Source organism: Paraburkholderia solitsugae, assembly GCF_013177695.1.
In the GTDB taxonomy this organism is placed as follows: domain Bacteria; phylum Pseudomonadota; class Gammaproteobacteria; order Burkholderiales; family Burkholderiaceae; genus Paraburkholderia; species Paraburkholderia solitsugae.
The window spans coordinates 27077-43815 of record NZ_WOEY01000070.1 but is presented as its reverse complement, the minus strand read 5'-3'; the positions used below and the strand labels follow the sequence as shown (position 1 = coordinate 43815).

General features: G+C 61.2%; 18 protein-coding genes and 1 tRNA gene. 5 read left to right on the top strand and 14 right to left on the bottom strand.

The window, feature by feature from the left end:
* Positions 1-71: 71 nt before the first annotated feature.
* The gene (locus tag GNZ12_RS18255) at positions 72-665 is read right to left on the bottom strand and encodes a nitroreductase family protein (RefSeq protein ID WP_172312195.1); all 594 of its coding nucleotides are present in this window, start codon (positions 663-665) and stop codon (positions 72-74) included.
* A 185-nt stretch (positions 666-850) separates the two neighbouring features.
* Positions 851-2134: an MFS transporter gene (locus tag GNZ12_RS18250; RefSeq protein ID WP_172312193.1), complete on the bottom strand. Its 1284-nt coding sequence runs from the start codon at positions 2132-2134 to the stop codon at positions 851-853.
* Between the two features lie 155 nt (positions 2135-2289).
* Between GNZ12_RS18250 and GNZ12_RS18245 the strand changes: the two genes are divergently transcribed.
* Positions 2290-2931 carry a TetR/AcrR family transcriptional regulator gene (locus GNZ12_RS18245; protein ID WP_172312191.1) on the top strand — a complete coding sequence of 214 codons (642 nt, stop codon included), beginning with the start codon at positions 2290-2292 and terminating at the stop codon, positions 2929-2931.
* An 85-nt stretch (positions 2932-3016) separates the two neighbouring features.
* Positions 3017-3571, top strand: a complete 555-nt coding sequence (locus GNZ12_RS18240; RefSeq protein WP_172312189.1) for a DUF1415 domain-containing protein — start codon at positions 3017-3019, stop codon at positions 3569-3571.
* A 41-nt stretch (positions 3572-3612) separates the two neighbouring features.
* On the opposite strand, the gene GNZ12_RS18235 is transcribed toward GNZ12_RS18240, so the two are convergent.
* Complete coding sequence (locus GNZ12_RS18235; protein ID WP_172312269.1) at positions 3613-4455, bottom strand: class I SAM-dependent methyltransferase; 843 nt, start codon at positions 4453-4455, stop codon at positions 3613-3615.
* 383 nt (positions 4456-4838) lie between these two features.
* Here GNZ12_RS18235 and GNZ12_RS18230 point away from each other — a divergent pair, with 383 nt between their 5' ends.
* Positions 4839-5159 carry a type II toxin-antitoxin system HicA family toxin gene (locus GNZ12_RS18230; protein WP_074282059.1) on the top strand — a complete coding sequence of 107 codons (321 nt, stop codon included), beginning with the start codon at positions 4839-4841 and terminating at the stop codon, positions 5157-5159.
* Positions 5160-5250: 91 nt separating this feature from the next.
* Here the strand turns inward: GNZ12_RS18230 and GNZ12_RS18225 are convergent, their stop codons facing one another.
* Positions 5251-5460 carry a DUF1059 domain-containing protein gene (locus GNZ12_RS18225; protein ID WP_028199661.1) on the bottom strand — a complete coding sequence of 70 codons (210 nt, stop codon included), beginning with the start codon at positions 5458-5460 and terminating at the stop codon, positions 5251-5253.
* Positions 5461-5835: 375 nt separating this feature from the next.
* On the opposite strand from GNZ12_RS18225, the gene GNZ12_RS18220 reads away from it, so the two are divergent.
* Positions 5836-7107 carry a TIGR03862 family flavoprotein gene (locus GNZ12_RS18220; RefSeq protein ID WP_172312187.1) on the top strand — a complete coding sequence of 424 codons (1272 nt, stop codon included), beginning with the start codon at positions 5836-5838 and terminating at the stop codon, positions 7105-7107.
* Positions 7108-7142: 35 nt separating this feature from the next.
* On the opposite strand, the gene GNZ12_RS18215 is transcribed toward GNZ12_RS18220, so the two are convergent.
* From GNZ12_RS18215 to GNZ12_RS18180, 8 genes are all read right to left on the bottom strand, one after another.
* Positions 7143-8267, bottom strand: a complete 1125-nt coding sequence (locus tag GNZ12_RS18215) for a methyltransferase (RefSeq protein WP_172312185.1) — start codon at positions 8265-8267, stop codon at positions 7143-7145.
* Positions 8268-8750: 483 nt separating this feature from the next.
* Positions 8751-8826, bottom strand: a tRNA-Thr gene (locus GNZ12_RS18210).
* Between the two features lie 19 nt (positions 8827-8845).
* Positions 8846-9358, bottom strand: a complete 513-nt coding sequence (locus tag GNZ12_RS18205) for a ClpXP protease specificity-enhancing factor (protein ID WP_172312183.1) — start codon at positions 9356-9358, stop codon at positions 8846-8848.
* A 74-nt stretch (positions 9359-9432) separates the two neighbouring features.
* On the bottom strand, positions 9433-10044 hold the full coding sequence (locus GNZ12_RS18200) for a glutathione S-transferase N-terminal domain-containing protein (protein WP_006052302.1): 612 nt from the start codon (positions 10042-10044) through the stop codon (positions 9433-9435).
* A gap of 95 nt (positions 10045-10139) precedes the next feature.
* Entirely contained in the window at positions 10140-10895 is a 756-nt protein-coding gene (locus tag GNZ12_RS18195; protein ID WP_172312181.1) for a cytochrome c1, read from the bottom strand.
* A 23-nt stretch (positions 10896-10918) separates the two neighbouring features.
* Positions 10919-12298 (bottom strand): cytochrome b, encoded by a 1380-nt coding sequence (locus GNZ12_RS18190; protein ID WP_172312179.1) that lies wholly within the window; start codon positions 12296-12298, stop codon positions 10919-10921.
* Positions 12298-12918 carry a ubiquinol-cytochrome c reductase iron-sulfur subunit gene (gene petA, locus GNZ12_RS18185; RefSeq protein WP_172312266.1) on the bottom strand — a complete coding sequence of 207 codons (621 nt, stop codon included), beginning with the start codon at positions 12916-12918 and terminating at the stop codon, positions 12298-12300. The genes GNZ12_RS18190 and petA overlap by 1 nt, the downstream gene beginning before the upstream one ends.
* Positions 12919-13139: 221 nt before the next feature.
* Positions 13140-13886 (bottom strand): Nif3-like dinuclear metal center hexameric protein, encoded by a 747-nt coding sequence (locus tag GNZ12_RS18180; RefSeq protein ID WP_172312176.1) that lies wholly within the window; start codon positions 13884-13886, stop codon positions 13140-13142.
* A gap of 19 nt (positions 13887-13905) precedes the next feature.
* On the opposite strand from GNZ12_RS18180, the gene GNZ12_RS18175 reads away from it, so the two are divergent.
* A complete protein-coding gene (locus GNZ12_RS18175; protein ID WP_172312174.1) occupies positions 13906-15129 on the top strand; it encodes a Do family serine endopeptidase in 1224 nt (407 codons plus the stop codon).
* Between the two features lie 267 nt (positions 15130-15396).
* On the opposite strand, the gene tatC is transcribed toward GNZ12_RS18175, so the two are convergent.
* Positions 15397-16176, bottom strand: a complete 780-nt coding sequence (tatC, locus tag GNZ12_RS18170) for a twin-arginine translocase subunit TatC (protein WP_172312172.1) — start codon at positions 16174-16176, stop codon at positions 15397-15399.
* A gap of 34 nt (positions 16177-16210) precedes the next feature.
* Entirely contained in the window at positions 16211-16732 is a 522-nt protein-coding gene (tatB, locus tag GNZ12_RS18165) for a Sec-independent protein translocase protein TatB (protein ID WP_172312170.1), read from the bottom strand.
* Between the last annotated feature and the right edge of the window lie 7 nt (positions 16733-16739).

Here is a 16739-nt window from a genome sequence, read left to right as displayed (position 1 = left end):
CCGCCAACGCGAAATAAAAAAACGCGCGGTCAGCGCCGCGCGTCTTTGTCGCCACCACAACTGCAAGGCGTTCAGAACGCCTTCTTCCAGCCGCCGCCATAAGCGATATCGGCAAGCGGCAGACGCTGACGCACCGACTTCTCGCGCTCGCGCAGCACCGGATCGAGTTTGTCGACCTCGCCATAATGGCCGAGCGAAATGATGGCAATCACGTCGACGTCGTGCGGCAGTTTGAACGCCGTGCGGAACGCGTTCGGATCGAAGCCGCTCATCTGATGCGCGGCGAGACCGAGTGCATGCGCCTGCAGCACCAGCGCCATCGCCGCGGCACCCGCGTCGTACGGCGCGCAACGGTTCACTTCGCCCTTGTTGGTGAGCGTGTGCGTGGTCACCGCGATCAGCACCGGCGCCGGCGCATTCCAGCCCTGATTGAACGGCACCAGCGTGGCAAATGCCTGCTTGAACGAGACTTCATCGACGCTGCGATCGAATACGAGGAAACGCCACGGTTGTGCGTTATACGAAGACGGCGCCCAGCGTGCCGCTTCGAGCACCGAATGCAGATGCTCGCGGCTCACCGGCTCGCTCGAATACGCGCGCGGGCTCCAGCGACCTGCAATCAGCTCGTGAATGGCAACTGCGGTAGGGGCGGGTTTGTTGGTCATGCGCTTCTCTCGGTCGAAATTCATGATCGGCGGGCGGTTGCCCGGGGTCTCATAGCATAACCGGGCTGAGGCACCCGCGCGCCAACAAGTGCGCTTTAGTTTTCACGTCGGCTGCAATGGCAAACGGCCCCGAACGAGGCCGTTTGCGTGGGTTTGCTTTGATCACCGTGCGCAGAGGTGCAGCTTCACACCGCTTGCGGCTCCGGCACCTTGGCCGGCCGGTTGATCCGCAGCACGATCACGGCGGCAACCAGGCACAGCCCGCCAGAAATCATCGACGCCACCGTGTACGTGCCGAGGCTCGCGCGCAACATGCCCGCGCCGAGTGCCGCGAACGCCGCGCCGAGCTGGTGGCCGGCGACCACCCAGCCAAACACGACCGGCGCCGCTTCCTTGCCGTAGACATCGGTCGCCAGACGCACGGTGGGCGGCACGGTGGCGATCCAGTCGAGACCGTAGAACACCGCGAACAACGGCAGGCCGAAGAAATCGATGCCGAAAGCGTGCGGCAGATACATCAACGACAAACCGCGCAGACCGTAGTACCAGAACAGCAGCACGCGGCTATTGAAGCGGTCCGACAGCCAGCCCGACAGCGTCGTGCCGAACAGATCGAAGATGCCCATGGCGGCCAGCAAGGAGGCGCCCTGCACTTCGGTCATGCCGTAGTCGCCGCACATCGCGATCAGGTGCGTACCGACGTAACCGTTGGTGCTAGCGCCGCAAATAAAGAAACTGAAGAACAGCAGCCAGAAATCGCGCGTCTTGCTCGCCATGGCGAGCGTGCCGAAGGCGATGGTCAGTGGATTCTGTTTGGTCGCGGAGGTGGAGACCGACGCATCGGCCGGTTCGCCGACCGGGCGCAACTTCATATCCGCGGGCCGCTCCGGCAGCAGAAATGCGACCAGCGGCAATACGATCGCCGCCGCGCCCGCGACGACCCACACCACCTGGCGCCAGCCGTAATGCTCGGCGATGGCCGCTAGCATTGGCAGGAACACCAGTTGGCCAGTCGCTGAACTAGCCGTGAGAATCCCCATCACGAGGCCACGATGCGTGGTGAACCAGCGCGTCACGACCGTCGCGGATAACGACAGCGCCGCCACCCCAGTCGAGCCGCCGACCATCACGCCCCAGATCAGAACCATCTGCCACGGATGCGTCATCAGCGACGACAGCGCCACGCCTGCCGCCATCGTGCCGAGCGCGATCAGCAAGGTAGGGCGCACGCCGAAGCGTTGCATCGCCGCGGCCGCGAACGGCCCCATCAAACCGTAGAGCGCGATGTTCACGGAGATCGCGAGCGAAATCGTCGCGCGGCTCCAGCCGAATTGATGCTCCAGCGGCACCATCATCACGCTCGGCGTGGCACGCGTGCCGGCCGCCGCCAGCAACACCAGAAACACCACCCCAACGGTCAACCAGCCGTAGTGGAAACGTCCGCCAATCAGTCTCGCTGCCCAGTTCATCGGTTCTCCAATCGACGCCTGCCCCGCAGGCCGCGTCGCTCGCATTGTTACGACTTCGGTAAAGGACTTGTGACAGATCTGTCACAATTGGTGTTGCGATACTAGTTACTGCTCGGTAACATGTCAAGGCGTCAATTCAATTCAGGTGGCATTCCATGTCCGACAGTGAAACCCTCAAGCCAGCCGGTGTACGGCGAGCACGCGGCGCGCAGACGACCGGCCCAGAGGCGCAGCAGCATCTGTTGCGGGCCGCGGACGAACTGTTCTACCGCGAGGGCGTGCGGGCGGTCGGCGTCGACGCCGTGGTGGAGCGCGCGGGCGTCAACAAGATGAGCTTGTACCGCCAGTTTTCGTCGAAGGACGAATTGGTGATGGCGTACCTGGAGCAAAAGGACGAGCAGTTTTTCAGCTACGTGGAGGGGAGCTTTGCGAAGCATCCAGGCGAACCGGCAAAGCAGCTTCAGCAATATTTCGACGACCTGGCGGTGCGTGCGTCCATCGACGACTACCGCGGCTGTCCTTTCGTGAATGTGTCGGTGGAGTTTCCCGACGCGACGCATCCGGCGCGGCAGTTCGTGTTTCGCAACAAGGAACGGCTGATGGCGCGGCTTCTGGATGTGACGACCGCGGCAGGCGCAGATGATCCCTTGGCGTTGGCCAATGGGCTGGGTTTGATGATCGAGGGCGTGTACGCGGCCAGCCAGACCTACGGCCCGGGCTGCGGGCCGATTCTTGCGGCACCTAAGGTGGCGGCGCAGTTGATCGCCGCGGCGTGCAGCGGGGCGCAAGCGGGCTGAGATTTTTGCCGTCCTGTTACGGCAGGGCGCGGATAGGTGCCGTTCCGCGCCGTTAGAATGGCACTTTCCCCTTTCGCTGCCTGCCATGTCGTTGCCTGCCGAATCTCATGATGCTGTTATCGCCGCCACTCGTCATTGGCTGACAGAGGCCGTGATCGGGCTCAATTTGTGCCCTTTTGCCAAGGCCGTGCATGTGAAGGGGCAGATTCGCTATGCCGTTAGCGACGCTATAGATACGGAAGGGGTTTTAACCGATCTCGAAACGGAGATTCAGGCATTGGTCGAAGCGAATCCCGAAGTGGTGGATACCACGCTGCTAGTTTTACCCCACGCACTCGGCGATTTTCTCGACTATAACGATTGCCTGTTTTTTGCCGAGAGAATGATCAAGCAACTTCGGCTTGAGGGTGTGATTCAGATTGCCAGCTTTCACCCTCAATATCAGTTTGAAGGCAGTGAACCCGACGATATCGAGAATTATACAAATCGGGCGCCCTATCCTATTTTTCATCTGCTTCGCGAAGACAGTATTGAACGGGCGGTTCAGGCTTTTCCCAATGCGGAAGATATTTATGAGCGGAATCAGGAGACCCTTCGGCGAATCGGTCTTAAAGGTTGGAACGATCTGATGAAAATGTAGATCGCGCGGTGGCTACAAAAAAGCCACCGCCGCAGGACAGATCAGGCGGAGACAAAAAACCTTTCCTTCAGCTCCTCGATGCCGAGCGTCTCCATCACTTCATTAAGCCTCTCGGCCGGCCGCCGCCTCGGTAGATCCTTGAACTGCGCAATAATCAGTTCATTCTTCATCGAATGCTCCCACCCGACCAGCTCGGTCACACTCACCTGATAGCCGTGTGCTTCCAGCTGCAAGCAGCGCAGCACGTTAGTAATCTGGCTGCCGAATTCCCGGGTATGCAGCGGATGCCGCCAGATCTCGGTCAACGCATTGCCGAGCGATTTGCCCTTGTTCTGCCGTAAAACCCCTGCCACCTCAGCCTGGCAACACGGCACGACCACGATGTACTTCGCACGCTTTTCCAGCGCAAACCGAAGCGCGTCGTCAGTCGCGGTATTGCACGCATGCAGCGCCGTCACGATATCGATCTGCGCCGGCAGACGCGCTGAAGTAATCGACTCCGCCACCGACAAATTCAAAAACGACATCCCCTTGAAGCCCAGCCGGTCGGCCAGCTCCTCGGATTTCGTCACGAGATCCTCGCGAGTCTCGATGCCGTAAATGTGCGATGCACCACCCGCAGCGTCCTGAAACTCCTTGAAGAAAAGGTCATAGAGGATAAAACCTAGATATGACTTGCCCGCGCCGTGGTCGACGAGCGTCACCGCGCCCTGCTGCTCCTTGAGGTCTTTCAGCAGCGGCTCGATGAACTGGAACAGGTGGTAGACCTGCTTCAGCTTGCGGCGGCTGTCCTGGTTCATCTTGCCATCGCGCGTCAGGATATGAAGCTCCTTCAACAGCTCGACGGACTGGTTCGGACGGATTTCGTGAGTTTTGCTGGACATCGTGGGGACCGCCATCGATTGCAACGCGAACGTGCGACAGATGACGGAAAAAAGAAAAAGTTGCTGCCAGTTTACCCAAAGCGCAGCCCGCTCACCTAAGGAGCCGCATCGACCCTGCGAGAAACGCCACAAACCTGGAACACTTCCTGCTCAAAAGGCAGTGCGCGGGTCGTTTCCGATGTGGCTTGAAAGCATCTTGTGGGCCGGTTCACCCGATGGGGAAGCCGCGTTGCGCATAACAACAGGCTGTCGGCCGTGACGTGGATCACGCGAACCGAATGCATGTGGGGAGGACGGTCCCGGAACACGGACCGAATGTTACGTAACCAGCAGCGCGCCACGATTTCAAACGGGCGCGCGCCGGGATAATAGAAGAGGCGGCAATGGACACGGTACCCAACGGAAACGTCGAACAGAAATTTCAGGAAATGCTGGCAAAGCTCACCGCCGCCCCTGCGTGGTCGGAAAAGCAGCAGCTCGAACTGGAGATGGCACGCGACATTTCCACCGAAATGCTGCGGCTAGCCGAGGTGATGCGCGATGGCAGCGTCGACATGGAGACGTGCCTGACGATGCTCAAGTACGCGAAAGTGCTCGACTTCGTCATGACGACGCTCGCTTCGCGTCGCGACATCAAACCGCAAACGCTGCGCGTCATTTTCAAGCTGGCCGGCCTGAAGGTGGATGAGGCTTACCCTGGCTAGGACACCCAGGCAACGCCGCGACCCGTTCGAGCGGCTCGCCGCCGCTCGAACCGATCAACCGGCTTCCGTCCTCAGGGGAAAGGACGACGAATCACGCGCGCGGTGCCTCGACTGGCGGCGTGCCCTCATGAAACAGCGTCTTGAGTTGCGAGCGCAGTTCCGGCGAGTCCGCATGTTTGTGTACCGTGACGGCATGCTGCACGGCCGCGTCGAGCAATTCACTCTCGCTGTCGGCGGATAGGGCAACGGTGCAATTCATTTCGCTCGGGAACTCGCGACAGTCGATGTATTTGCGAGTCATGGCAATCTCCTTGATCAAACGTCGACACATCCAGACAAACAGCAGGTGCGCAGACCACGTCGCCAGCCGCGACGCGGCAGCATGAGCCACGTCGGGCGGAATGAGAGCGGTGGGTTAGTCTGACACGGGGAAGACGCGCACTGCTTCCGATGGAAGGCGTTTGAAAAGTATAGTTCGCGCGTGGGGATTGCAAAGTCGGGAGCGCAAACTCAGCGGAGTCGAAAGCGCCCGAACCCAGCGTTTTTCGGCCTGCTGATCCGGCATGCAACCGCCGGTTTGCCCTGCGCTGCCCGCGGTGTGAAAATAGCGCCCTTCGCGCCACCCGATTGTCAGATCGAGCCAACGCGCCGTCCCTCCGCTCATCCGCAGGACCGCATGTCATCCTCCTTCGATTCCGCCCGCGTCGCCGTAATCGGCGGCGGCCCCGCCGGCTTGATGGCCGCCGAGGCGCTCGCCCAGCACGGCGTACAGATCGACGTCTACGACGCGATGCCGTCCGTTGGCCGCAAATTCCTGATGGCGGGCAAAGGCGGCATGAACATCACGCATTCGGAACCGCTCGAGCCGTTTCTTGGCCGATACGGCGCGCGCCGCGATCAGATCGCGCCGCTCCTCGATATGTTCGGTCCCGACGCCTTGCGCGCCTGGTTGCATGCGCTCGGCGTCGAAACCTTCGTCGGCAGTTCTGGGCGGGTTTTCCCGGCCGATATGAAAGCGGCGCCGATGCTGCGTGCGTGGTTGCATCGGTTGAGAGACACCGGCGTGCGCTTTCACATGCGCCACAAGTGGACGGGTTGGGACAATGATGACAGCAACACCGCCGCGCACACGTTGCGCTTCGACACACCCGACGGCGAGCAACGCGTGGCCTGCGACGCCGTGGTGTTCGCACTCGGCGGCGCCAGCTGGCCGCGGCTCGGATCCGACGCTGCCTGGGTGCCGCTGCTGAACGCACGCGAAGTGCCGGTGACGCCGTTGCGACCTGCGAACTGCGGCTTCGATGCGGACTGGAGTCCCTATCTGAGCGAGCGTTTCGCCGGCCAGCCGGTGAAATCGGTGGCCATCACGCTCACCGATGTAGACAATAAAGTCCACAATCGACAAGGTGAAATACTTCTGACCGAAACGGGCCTCGAAGGGAGCCTGATTTACGCGCTGTCAGCAGCGATCCGGGAGCGAATTCTGGCCGACGGCGACGTCACGATCGCCTTGGACCTGGCGCCAGGTTTGACGTTGGAGCGTGTCGTGGCCGAGGTCACGCGACCGCGCGGCTCGCGCTCGATGTCGACTCACCTGCACGGCAGAATCGGTATAAGTGGCGTAAAACTGGCCTTGCTGCATGAGGTTCTGTCGAAGGAAGCCTTCGCCGATACGAATGGTCTTGCGCACGCAATCAAGGCGCTGCCGGTACGGCTCACGCGCGCCCGGCCTATCGCGGAAGCGATCAGCACCGCGGGCGGCATCCCCTTCGAAGCGCTCGATCAGCATTTGATGATCGAACGTCTGCCCGGCGCGTTCTGCGCGGGCGAAATGCTGGACTGGGAAGCGCCGACGGGCGGTTATCTGCTCACCGCCTGCTTCGCCAGCGGGCTGGCAGCAGGACGCGGCGCATTAGCGTATCTCGCGGCACGCGGCGTGCCGGTCTGACACGCCGCTCGCCAGCGGCGCCTCAATGCACACATTCAGCGCGGCTTCAGGCGCCAGAGCGACGTCACTTCAGCCATGCGCGCCGTGTGCAGCGCATCGGTTTCGTCGGTCGACTTGGGGTGCCGCGGACGAATATCCTCGCGACCAACCACCGTCAGCCCCGCCTTTTCAATGGCGGCAAGCAGCCACTCGCGCGTACGCAAACCGAGATGCTCGGCGAAATCCGACATGATCAGCCAGCCTTCCCCGCCCGGCGACACATGTTCCGCCAGGCCGTTCAGAAAACCGAGCAGCATGCGGCTTTCCGGATCATAGATTGCGTATTCAATCGGCGATGCGGGTCGTGCCGGCACCCACGGCGGATTGCAGACCACCAGCGGCGCGCGGCCTTCCGGAAACAGATCGGCCTGCGCGATCTCGACTTGCTGATCGTAGCCAAGACGCGTGAGGTTTTCCCGCGCACAGGCAAGCGCTCGCGGGTCCTGGTCGGTCGCGACGATTTTCTTCACGCCGCGTTTGGCGAGCAGCGCGGCCAGCACGCCCGTGCCGGTGCCGATATCGAACGCCTTGTTCAAAGACGGCAAAGGCGTGCGCGCGACCAGATCCACATATTCACCGCGCACCGGCGAGAACACGCCGTAGTGCGGGTGGATGCGCTCAGCCAGCGCGGGAATTTCCACACCCTTCTTGCGCCATTCGTGCGCGCCGATCAGACCGAGCAATTCGCGCAGCGACACGACCGAGGGTTCGTCGGTAGACGGCCCGTAGGTTTCGATGCAGGCCTGCTGCACTTCAGGCGCGCGGCGAAGCGGGATGCCGTAAGCGGCGTCGAGCGGAATCAGAATCATGCCGAGCGTGCGGCCGCGTTGCGACTGTGCCTGACGGTGCAGGTTGAACGCGTCGATCGGCGTTTCGCCCTGCTTGCGCGGCTTGCGCTCCAACCGGCGCGTGACCGCCTGCAGCAGTTGGCGGGCGTTCTGAAAATCGCCGTTCCACAGTAGCGCCGTCCCTTCGCAGGCGAGGCGATAGGCCGAGTCGGCGGTAGTGCGGTCGTCCGCGACGACGACGCGCTTGGGCGGCGGCACCGCGGCTTCGGAGCGCCAACGCGCGGAGCGGGGGCCGTCGGCTTCGCGCCAGGTGATGGTTGCGGGGCTGGTCATGATGAAGGTGGGGTCTGTGTTGCGGGAGTGACGCGGTGAAACGTCGCGTCTCGGGGGGCGTTGCCCGCCGGAGTGATTTTCTTGCGATGCCGACTGACGCCCGAATAGTACCTCTCCCGGTCCGGTTCGCGGGACGGTATCTGTGGACGGCCACCGGGACCTGGCCGATGCCACTGCCTTTTGCCGTGGTCTGCCGGCAATTAGTGAGATCGCGTAGACTTAAATGTCCACAATCGACAAGGTGAATGAGATCTGGCAAAAATGCGCCGTTCTTCGCCTCACTCAACACGCGGAATCGACGAGATTTCGCGTCTCCTGAGATTGAGGCAGCGGCCGCCAAACGCACGCCCAGCAAGGTTCAGGCGGGATTCCAACTGCCCGCGGCGACGCACTGGCGACGGGAGATATCCGCACAGCCTGATCCCCTCCAGGCATAAAAAAAACGGGCTTCTGAAATTCTTCAGAAACCCGTTTCCGTACAACTGGTGCCGGCTGCAGGACTCGAACCCGCCACCTCATGATTACAAGTCAAGCGCTCTACCTGATGAGCTAAGCCGGCATGAGGCCGTGATTCTACTTCATTTTACGATCTTGAGGCGAGCCCTTCCGCCACCTTTCGATCCATCATCGTCAGGCTGCGGGCCATCCGTCGCGCTGTCCGCTTTGGCGGCAGCGGCATCGGCCGCTGGCGACGCTTCGACCGCGCGCGGCGCGGCCGGCGGCACGGTTTCGTCTGCCACTTCCGCATCGGCGCCCGAATCCTGCGCTTCGCCGCCTGCCGACTCGACCGGGAACGCCATGCCCTGCCCGTTTTCGCGGGCGTAGATCGCGAGAATATTGGCGATCGGCACTTCGATCTTGTGCGACTTGCCGGAGAAGCGCGCGCTGAACTCGATCCATTCATTGCCCATCTGCAACTGGCTAGTCGCCTCGAAGCTGATGTTCAACACGATCTCGTTATCGCGCACGAACTGCCGCGGCACGCGCGTCTGATTGTCGACCCGGACCGCAATATGCGGCGTGTAGCCGTTATCCGTGCACCATTCGTACAGCGCGCGCAGCAGATACGGCTTGGTTGAAATCTCTTGCATCAACAGTCCTCTTACCGGGTTTGGGCGCACACGGAAAGCAATCGAGACGCGGCGCCCTCACCCCAAAGCCAAACTCAACGACGCATCACCTTTTCCGAAGGCGTCAGCGCTTCGATATAAGCCGGGCGGCTGAAAATGCGCTCGGCGTACTTCATCAGCGGTGCAGCGTTCTTCGACAGCTCGATGCCGTAGTGGTCCAGACGCCACAGCAACGGCGCGATCGCGACGTCGAGCATCGAGAACTCTTCGCCGAGCATGTACTTGTTCTTCAGGAAGATCGGTGCAAGCTGCGTCAGGCGATCGCGGATCGCGAGACGTGCCTTCTCGTGATTCTTCTCAGCGGCTTTGCCCTTTTCGTTCTCGAGCGTGCCGACGTGGACGAACAGTTCCTTTTCGAAGTTGAGCAGGAACAGGCGGGCGCGGGCGCGCTGAACCGGATCGGCCGGCATCAGTTGCGGGTGCGGGAAGCGCTCGTCGATGTACTCGTTGATGATGTTCGATTCGTACAGAATCAGGTCCCGTTCGACGAGAATCGGCACCTGACCATACGGATTCATCACAGCGATGTCTTCCGGCTTGTTAAACAGGTCGACGTCGCGGATCTCGAAGTCCATGCCCTTTTCGAACAACACCAGCCGGCAGCGCTGGGAGAACGGGCAAGTTGTGCCGGAATACAGAACCATCATATTTACGTTTCCTCAAAAAGCTGAAAGGCCAGCGCGCGGAAAAACCGTTCAACAGGTTTTTCCTGGCGCCGGCCCCACGCCGGATGACGGCGTGATTATTTGATATCTTTCCAGTACGCGGCGTTCAGTCGCCAGGCGAAAAAGCTCAGGACCCCGAGGAACAACAGCACCCACACGCCAAGCTGTTTGCGGGTTTTCTGCGTTGGTTCGGACATCCATGACAGGTACGACACGAGGTCGGCCACAGCAGAATCATAATCTACCGGCGACATCGTCCCCGGCGTGACCTGTTGGAAGCCGACAAATTTGTGTACCGTTTCGCCTGTTTTTTCATCGACTTCGTCACCGAACTTCGCGGTACGTTGCCCCTGAAGCTGCCACAGCACGTGAGGCATGCTCACGTTTTCATACACCAGATTGTTCCAGCCGGTCGGCCGCGTATTGTCGCGATAGAAACTGCGCAGATACGTGTACAGCCAGTCCTTGCCACGCGCCCGCGCTTCCACCGACAAGTCCGGCGGACTCGCGCCGAACCACGCTTTCGCGTCGTCCGGGCGCATCGCCACGGTCATGGTGTTGCCGATTTTATCTGTGGCGAAAAGCAGGTTCGACTGAATTTCGCTCGGCGCAATGCCGAGGTCGGTCAGCCGGCTGTAGCGCATCAGATTCGCGCTGTGGCAATTCAGGCAATAGTTTACAAACAATTGCGCGCCGTGCTGCAACGAAGCGAAATTCTCCGCGTTATCGGGCGCGCGGTCGAGAGGGAAATTCTCGTCCGCGTGCGCCGGGCCGGCCAGCACCGCGAGCAGTGTCGCGCCGATCAGCGCGCACGTCGAAAGCAGTTTTTTCATTGTCGTGTTCTCCTGGCTCGCGATTAGTGGGGCTTGAACCGCACCCGCTCGGGCGGCTGCTTGAACGTGCCAAGCCGCGTCCAGACGGGCATGCCGAGGAAAAACGCGAAGTAGATCAGCGCACAAATCTGGGCAATCAACGTCGAGGCGGGCGACGGCGGTTTGGTGCCGAGGAAGCCCAACGTCAGGAATGCGAGTACGAAGATCCCGTAGAACACCTTGTGAAAAAACGGCCGGTAACGGATCGACTTCACCGGCGAGCGGTCGAGCCACGGCAGGAAGAACAGCGAGATCACCGCGCCGCCCATCACCACCACACCCCAGAACTTCGATTCGGTGAACGCCATGGCCAGCACCACCAGCACTGCGAGCACAGGCAAGCCAAGCTTCCACTTGCCGCGCGCGCGCACCAGTGAATAGAGACCAAGCAGCGCGACGATAATCATCAGGACGATCTTGAACGGATCGGTGGTGGCCCGCAACATCGCATAGAAGGCGGTGAAATACCACACCGGCGCAATTTCCTGCGGCGTTTGCAGCGGATTGGCGGGAATGAAGTTATTCGCTTCGAGGAAATACCCGCCCATCTCCGGCGCGAAGAAAATGATCGCCGCGAAAATGATCAGGAACACCGACACGCCCATGAAGTCGTGCACCGAGTAGTACGGGTGAAACGGAATACCGTCGAGCGGGATACCGTCCGGGCCCTTCTTCGCCTTGATCTCAATGCCGTCGGGGTTGTTCGACCCCACTTCATGCAGCGCCACCAGGTGAGCGACTACGAGGCCGATTAGCACCAACGGAATCGCGATCACGTGAAATGCGAAGAAGCGGTTCAGTGTCACGTCCGACACGACGTAGTCGCCGCGGATCCACAGCGACAGATCCGGCCCGATGAACGGAATCGCCGAGAACAGGTTCACGATCACCTGCGCGCCCCAGAACGACATCTGGCCCCACGGCAGCAGGTAGCCGAAGAACGCCTCGGCCATCAGGCACAGAAAGATCGCGCAGCCGAACACCCACACCAGTTCGCGCGGCTTGCGGTACGAGCCGTACATCAGCCCGCGGAACATATGCAGATACACGACGACGAAGAACATCGACGCGCCGGTGGAGTGCATATACCGGATCAGCCAGCCCCACGGCACCTCGCGCATGATGTACTCGACCGACGCGAACGCGAGCGTCGAGTCGGGCTTGTAGTTCATCGTGAGGAAAATGCCGGTGACGATCTGATTGACCAGCACCAGCAGCGCGAGCGAACCGAAGAAGTACCAGAAGTTGAAGTTCTTCGGCGCGTAGTACTCGGAAACGTGCTTCTTCCAAGTGGACGTCATGGGGAAGCGCCGGTCGATCCAGCCAACCAGCCCGGTCGTCTCTACTTCGTGGTCGATCGCCATTACGCTTCTCCTTTCTCGTCCTTGCCGATCACGAGGCTGGTGGCCGACGTGAACATATAAGGCGGGATGTCGAGATTCTGCGGCGCAGGTTTGTTCTTGAAGACGCGGCCGGCCATGTCATAGGTCGACCCGTGGCAAGGGCACAGGAAGCCGCCTGGCCAGTCGTCTGGAAGATTGGGCTGCGGCCCCTCCTGGAAGCGCGGCGTCGGCGTACAGCCCAGATGGGTGCACACGGCGACGGCGACGAAAAGGTTCTTGTGGTCGGTGCGTGAACGGTATTCGTTGTTGCAATACTCCGGCAACGGCATCGAAAAAGGATTCGTGGTGTGGGGGTCCGCTACTTCGTTATCGGCTTTCTGGACATCGGCGAGCATTCTGTCGGTGCGGTTGATGATCCACACCGGCTTACCGCGCCAAGCGACGGTCTTCATGTCGCCGGGCTTGAGATCACTAATATCGACTTCGACCGGGGCACCTGCTGCCTTGGCCTTTTCAGATGGTGCAAACGAACTAACAAAGGGTACGACAGTGGCAACGCCTCCTATGCCACCTGCTACGGTCGTCGCTATCAGCCAGGTACGGCGGCTGCCGTCGACGCGTTCATCTTCCTTGTCTCGCATCACACGCCCCACTTCTGAGTTGGATTTTTCCTTCACGTCTCTTCTACCGCCGCTAGTTTGCGCGAATGGAGTCGGCATTTACAAGGCCCCATTGCCAAAAACCGTGCGAAGCCTTTGATAAATCAGGGTTTCTCCGTACGGATCGCAAACTTTTTTGTACCTCCTTTTAAGCGCCCTCTGCGTTATTCGCACCTTTTTCTTATCTAATGCCCATTTTCAATTCAAACGGGATTGGGGATATCGATAAACAGGTGTTCGATATCGAAGTGCTCGGACAGATGCTTGCCCACCGCCTGCACGCCGAAGCGCTCGGTGGCGTGATGGCCGGCGGCAAGGAATGCGACGCCGCTTTCCGCCGATGTGTGCATCACCGACTCCGACACTTCGCCGGTCAGGTAGACGTCAGCGCCGGCATTGATCGCGGCCTCGAACATGCCCTGCGCGGCGCCCGTGCACCAGCCCACGCGGCGCAGTTCGCGATCCGGGTCGCCGAACACGAGCGGCGTGCGGCCGAGCGTCTGCTCGACTTGCGCCGTGAAGTGCGCGAGCGTGATCGGCATCGGAAACGTGGCGAGCCAGCCGAGATCGTTCTCGCCGAACCGCGCGTCGCTGATCCAGCCCATCTTCGCGCCGATCTGCGCGTTGTTGCCGAACTCGGGATGGTCGTCGAGTGGCAGGTGATAGGCGAACAGATTCAGGTCGTTGGCGATCAGCAGCTTCAGCCGCGCGTGTTTGCGCCCGGTGATCTGCGGCGCTTCGTTGCGCCAGAAGTAGCCGTGATGGACCAGCACCGCGTCCGCGCCCCAGTCGAGCGCGGCCTCGAGGAAGGCCACCGAAGCGGTCACGCCGGTCGCGAGTTTATTGACGCGGCGGCGCCCTTCCACCTGCAATCCATTGGGGCAATAGTCCTTGAAGCGCGCGGTTTCAAGAAGATTGTTCAAGTACAATTCAAGTTCGATCCGATCCATATAAACCTCTAGTCTTCAGATGCTTAGACGCTTTTGGCTGTTCTTTGCCCAAGCGGTGACCGTGCTGTTGGCGCTGATGTTCATCATTGCGACCCTCAAACCGCAGTGGCTCCAGCGTCAAGGGCAATTCGGCAAGCAACTCGCCGAACCGATCGTCGCCCTTCGGGAAGTGGCGCCAGGCATCGGCACCGGCCCGGCACAGGCGTCCTATGCAGACGCCGCGCAAAAAGCCATGCCCGCGGTCGTCAATGTGTTCTCCAGCAAGGATGGCTCACTGCCGCCCGATCCGCGCGCGAAAGATCCTTTGTTCCGCTACTTCTTCGGCGACAAGAACAAAGGCAAGCAGCAGGAGCAGCAACCCGCGTCGAATCTCGGCTCAGGGGTGATAGTGAGTTCGGAAGGTTACATTCTAACGAACCAGCACGTCGTGGACGGCGCCGATCAGATCGAAATCGCGCTGGCCGACGGCCGCACCACCAATGCGAAGGTGATCGGCGTCGATCCTGAGACCGATCTGGCCGTGCTGAAGGTCAACATGACCAACCTGCCGACCATCACGCTCGGCCGCATGGACCAGACGCGCGTGGGCGACGTGGTGCTGGCGATCGGCAATCCGTTCGGCGTCGGCCAGACGGTGACCATGGGCATTGTCAGCGCGCTCGGGCGCAATCACCTCGGCATCAACACCTTCGAAAACTTCATTCAGACCGACGCGGCCATCAACCCGGGTAACTCGGGTGGCGCACTGGTCGACGTGAACGGCAACCTGCTCGGCATTAATACCGCAATCTATTCGCGCTCGGGCGGCTCGCTCGGCATCGGCTTTGCCATTCCTGTGTCGACCGCGCGCAGCGTGCTGGAGAGCATCATTACGACCGGCTCGGTCACGCGGGGCTGGATCGGCGTGGAGCCGCAGGACGTGACGCCGGAAATCGCCGAATCGTTCGGGCTCGAACAGAAGTCGGGCGCGATCGTCGCGGGTGTGCTGAAGAACGGTCCGGCCGACCGGGCGGGCATCAAGCCGGGTGACATCCTGGTGAGCGTGAATGGCCAGGAGATCACCGACACCACGCGCCTGTTGAATGTCATCGCACAGATCAAGCCGGGCACGGATGCGAAGGTCCACCTGGTGCGCAAGAGCCGCGAGATGGATCTGGACGTGACCATCGGTAAGCGCCCGCCTCCGCCGAAGCAGCCGGCCGAAGAGAATGGCGGCGGCGACCAGGACGATGACGGCGGTTGATTGCACGGCGGCTAATGCGCAGCGACAGCCGGCATCGCGTCGGCAGTTGAAGAACAGGGCACAGCCGCAAGCAGCACAACGGGGGCACCGACCTCAGCCGAGCACGCGGCGGTGCCGTTGACCAGCGCTGCCGGCTGACACTGAGAGCCAAACAGCAGCGCCACAGCAAAACAAAAAGGGCAGTCCGTCATGGACTGCCCTTTTTGTTTTGCTGGCCTTTGTGGCTCACCAAGCCAGCACTGATCTAGCGCTTGAAGTGCGTTACGTTCAATTCGGCGGACTGTCGTCGGCAACCACGGGTCTCTGCTTGCCGACAATCAACCGCGCCGCAATGATCCCCGCCTCATACAGCACGATCAGCGGAATCGCCAGAATCAGCTGCGAGAACACGTCCGGCGGCGTCACCACCGCTGAAATCACGAACGCGCCCACGACCACATACGGACGGATTTCCTTGAGCTTCTTGATGGTCAGCACGTTCATGCGGACCAGCAGCACCACGACAATCGGCACTTCGAACGTCACCCCGAACGCGAGGAACATGGTCAGCACGAAGCTCAGGTAGTTGTCGATATCGGTGTTCATCTCCGCGCCAAGCGGCGCGTTGTAGTGCGCCATCACGCGGAAGATGGTCGGAAACACCACGAAGTACGCGAACGCCATACCGCACAGGAACAGCGTGTAGCTGCTACCCACCAGCGGCCCGACCAGCTTCTTCTCATGCTGGTACAGACCCGGCGCGACGAACGCCCAGATCTGGTACAGCACGACCGGCAGCGCGATCACGAAGGCGACCATCATGGTCACCTTCATCGGCACGAAGAACGAGCCGGTGACGTCGGTGACGATCATCTTGCCGTCCTTCGGCAGATTCTGCATCAAGGGCCGCGCCAGCAGCCGGAAGATGTCCGGCGCCCAATACACGAGCCCGACAAACACCACGATGACGGCAAGGCCGGCGCGGATGATACGGTCGCGCAATTCAACGAGGTGGGAAATGAAGGTCTCTTCAGTGCCTTCGTCTTGGGTTTGCTGGGGGTCGCTCACACCGGCCCTCGGTTAGAGATTGTCGTTCTGATCATCAGAAGAACCGCGTCTGACGACGCATGCTGGCCGGCGTATGCCGCGCCACGCGTGCCGCACCTGATTGCACGCGCGTGCGGCGCGTGGTGGCCCGCTTGTACCAGGTGGGCATGGCCGTCTGCTTGACGCGCCAGTTCTTGCGTTTGGGGCCTGACGGTGGCGTGCTGGTCTGCCATGGCGAATTGCTGACATCTTCAAGCGCGCCGCCGCCGGCAATGCTCGGCGACACCGACGTGCCGCTATTCCACGCATCGTTCAGTTCGGATTCATGCTTGCGCAGATTGTCCTGAACGCTGGTTTCGACGTTGCTCGCCGCCGCTTCGAACTCGGTTTTCATGCGGCGCAATTCGTCGAGTTCGATTTCGCGGGTGACTTCGGCCTTCACGTCGTTGATATACCGCTGCGCGCGGCCGAACAGCGCGCCGGCCGTGCGGGCGACGCGAGGCAGGCGCTCAGGCCCGAGTACGACTAGCGCGACGACGCCGATCAGCGCCATCTTGGTTAGACCGAGGTCCAGCATGAAGTGA

Coding starts and splice junctions, on each gene's coding strand:
- GNZ12_RS18255 (WP_172312195.1), bottom strand. CDS start 665: ATGACCAACAAACCCGCCCCTACCGCAGTTGCCATTCACGAGCTGATT.
- GNZ12_RS18250 (WP_172312193.1), bottom strand. CDS start 2,134: ATGAACTGGGCAGCGAGACTGATTGGCGGACGTTTCCACTACGGCTGG.
- GNZ12_RS18245 (WP_172312191.1), top strand. CDS start 2,290: ATGTCCGACAGTGAAACCCTCAAGCCAGCCGGTGTACGGCGAGCACGC.
- GNZ12_RS18240 (WP_172312189.1), top strand. CDS start 3,017: ATGTCGTTGCCTGCCGAATCTCATGATGCTGTTATCGCCGCCACTCGT.
- GNZ12_RS18235 (WP_172312269.1), bottom strand. CDS start 4,455: ATGTCCAGCAAAACTCACGAAATCCGTCCGAACCAGTCCGTCGAGCTG.
- GNZ12_RS18230 (WP_074282059.1), top strand. CDS start 4,839: ATGGACACGGTACCCAACGGAAACGTCGAACAGAAATTTCAGGAAATG.
- GNZ12_RS18225 (WP_028199661.1), bottom strand. CDS start 5,460: ATGACTCGCAAATACATCGACTGTCGCGAGTTCCCGAGCGAAATGAAT.
- GNZ12_RS18220 (WP_172312187.1), top strand. CDS start 5,836: ATGTCATCCTCCTTCGATTCCGCCCGCGTCGCCGTAATCGGCGGCGGC.
- GNZ12_RS18215 (WP_172312185.1), bottom strand. CDS start 8,267: ATGACCAGCCCCGCAACCATCACCTGGCGCGAAGCCGACGGCCCCCGC.
- GNZ12_RS18205 (WP_172312183.1), bottom strand. CDS start 9,358: ATGCAAGAGATTTCAACCAAGCCGTATCTGCTGCGCGCGCTGTACGAA.
- GNZ12_RS18200 (WP_006052302.1), bottom strand. CDS start 10,044: ATGATGGTTCTGTATTCCGGCACAACTTGCCCGTTCTCCCAGCGCTGC.
- GNZ12_RS18195 (WP_172312181.1), bottom strand. CDS start 10,895: ATGAAAAAACTGCTTTCGACGTGCGCGCTGATCGGCGCGACACTGCTC.
- GNZ12_RS18190 (WP_172312179.1), bottom strand. CDS start 12,298: ATGGCGATCGACCACGAAGTAGAGACGACCGGGCTGGTTGGCTGGATC.
- petA (WP_172312266.1), bottom strand. CDS start 12,918: ATGCGAGACAAGGAAGATGAACGCGTCGACGGCAGCCGCCGTACCTGG.
- GNZ12_RS18180 (WP_172312176.1), bottom strand. CDS start 13,886: ATGGATCGGATCGAACTTGAATTGTACTTGAACAATCTTCTTGAAACC.
- GNZ12_RS18175 (WP_172312174.1), top strand. CDS start 13,906: ATGCTTAGACGCTTTTGGCTGTTCTTTGCCCAAGCGGTGACCGTGCTG.
- tatB (WP_172312170.1), bottom strand. CDS start 16,732: ATGCTGGACCTCGGTCTAACCAAGATGGCGCTGATCGGCGTCGTCGCG.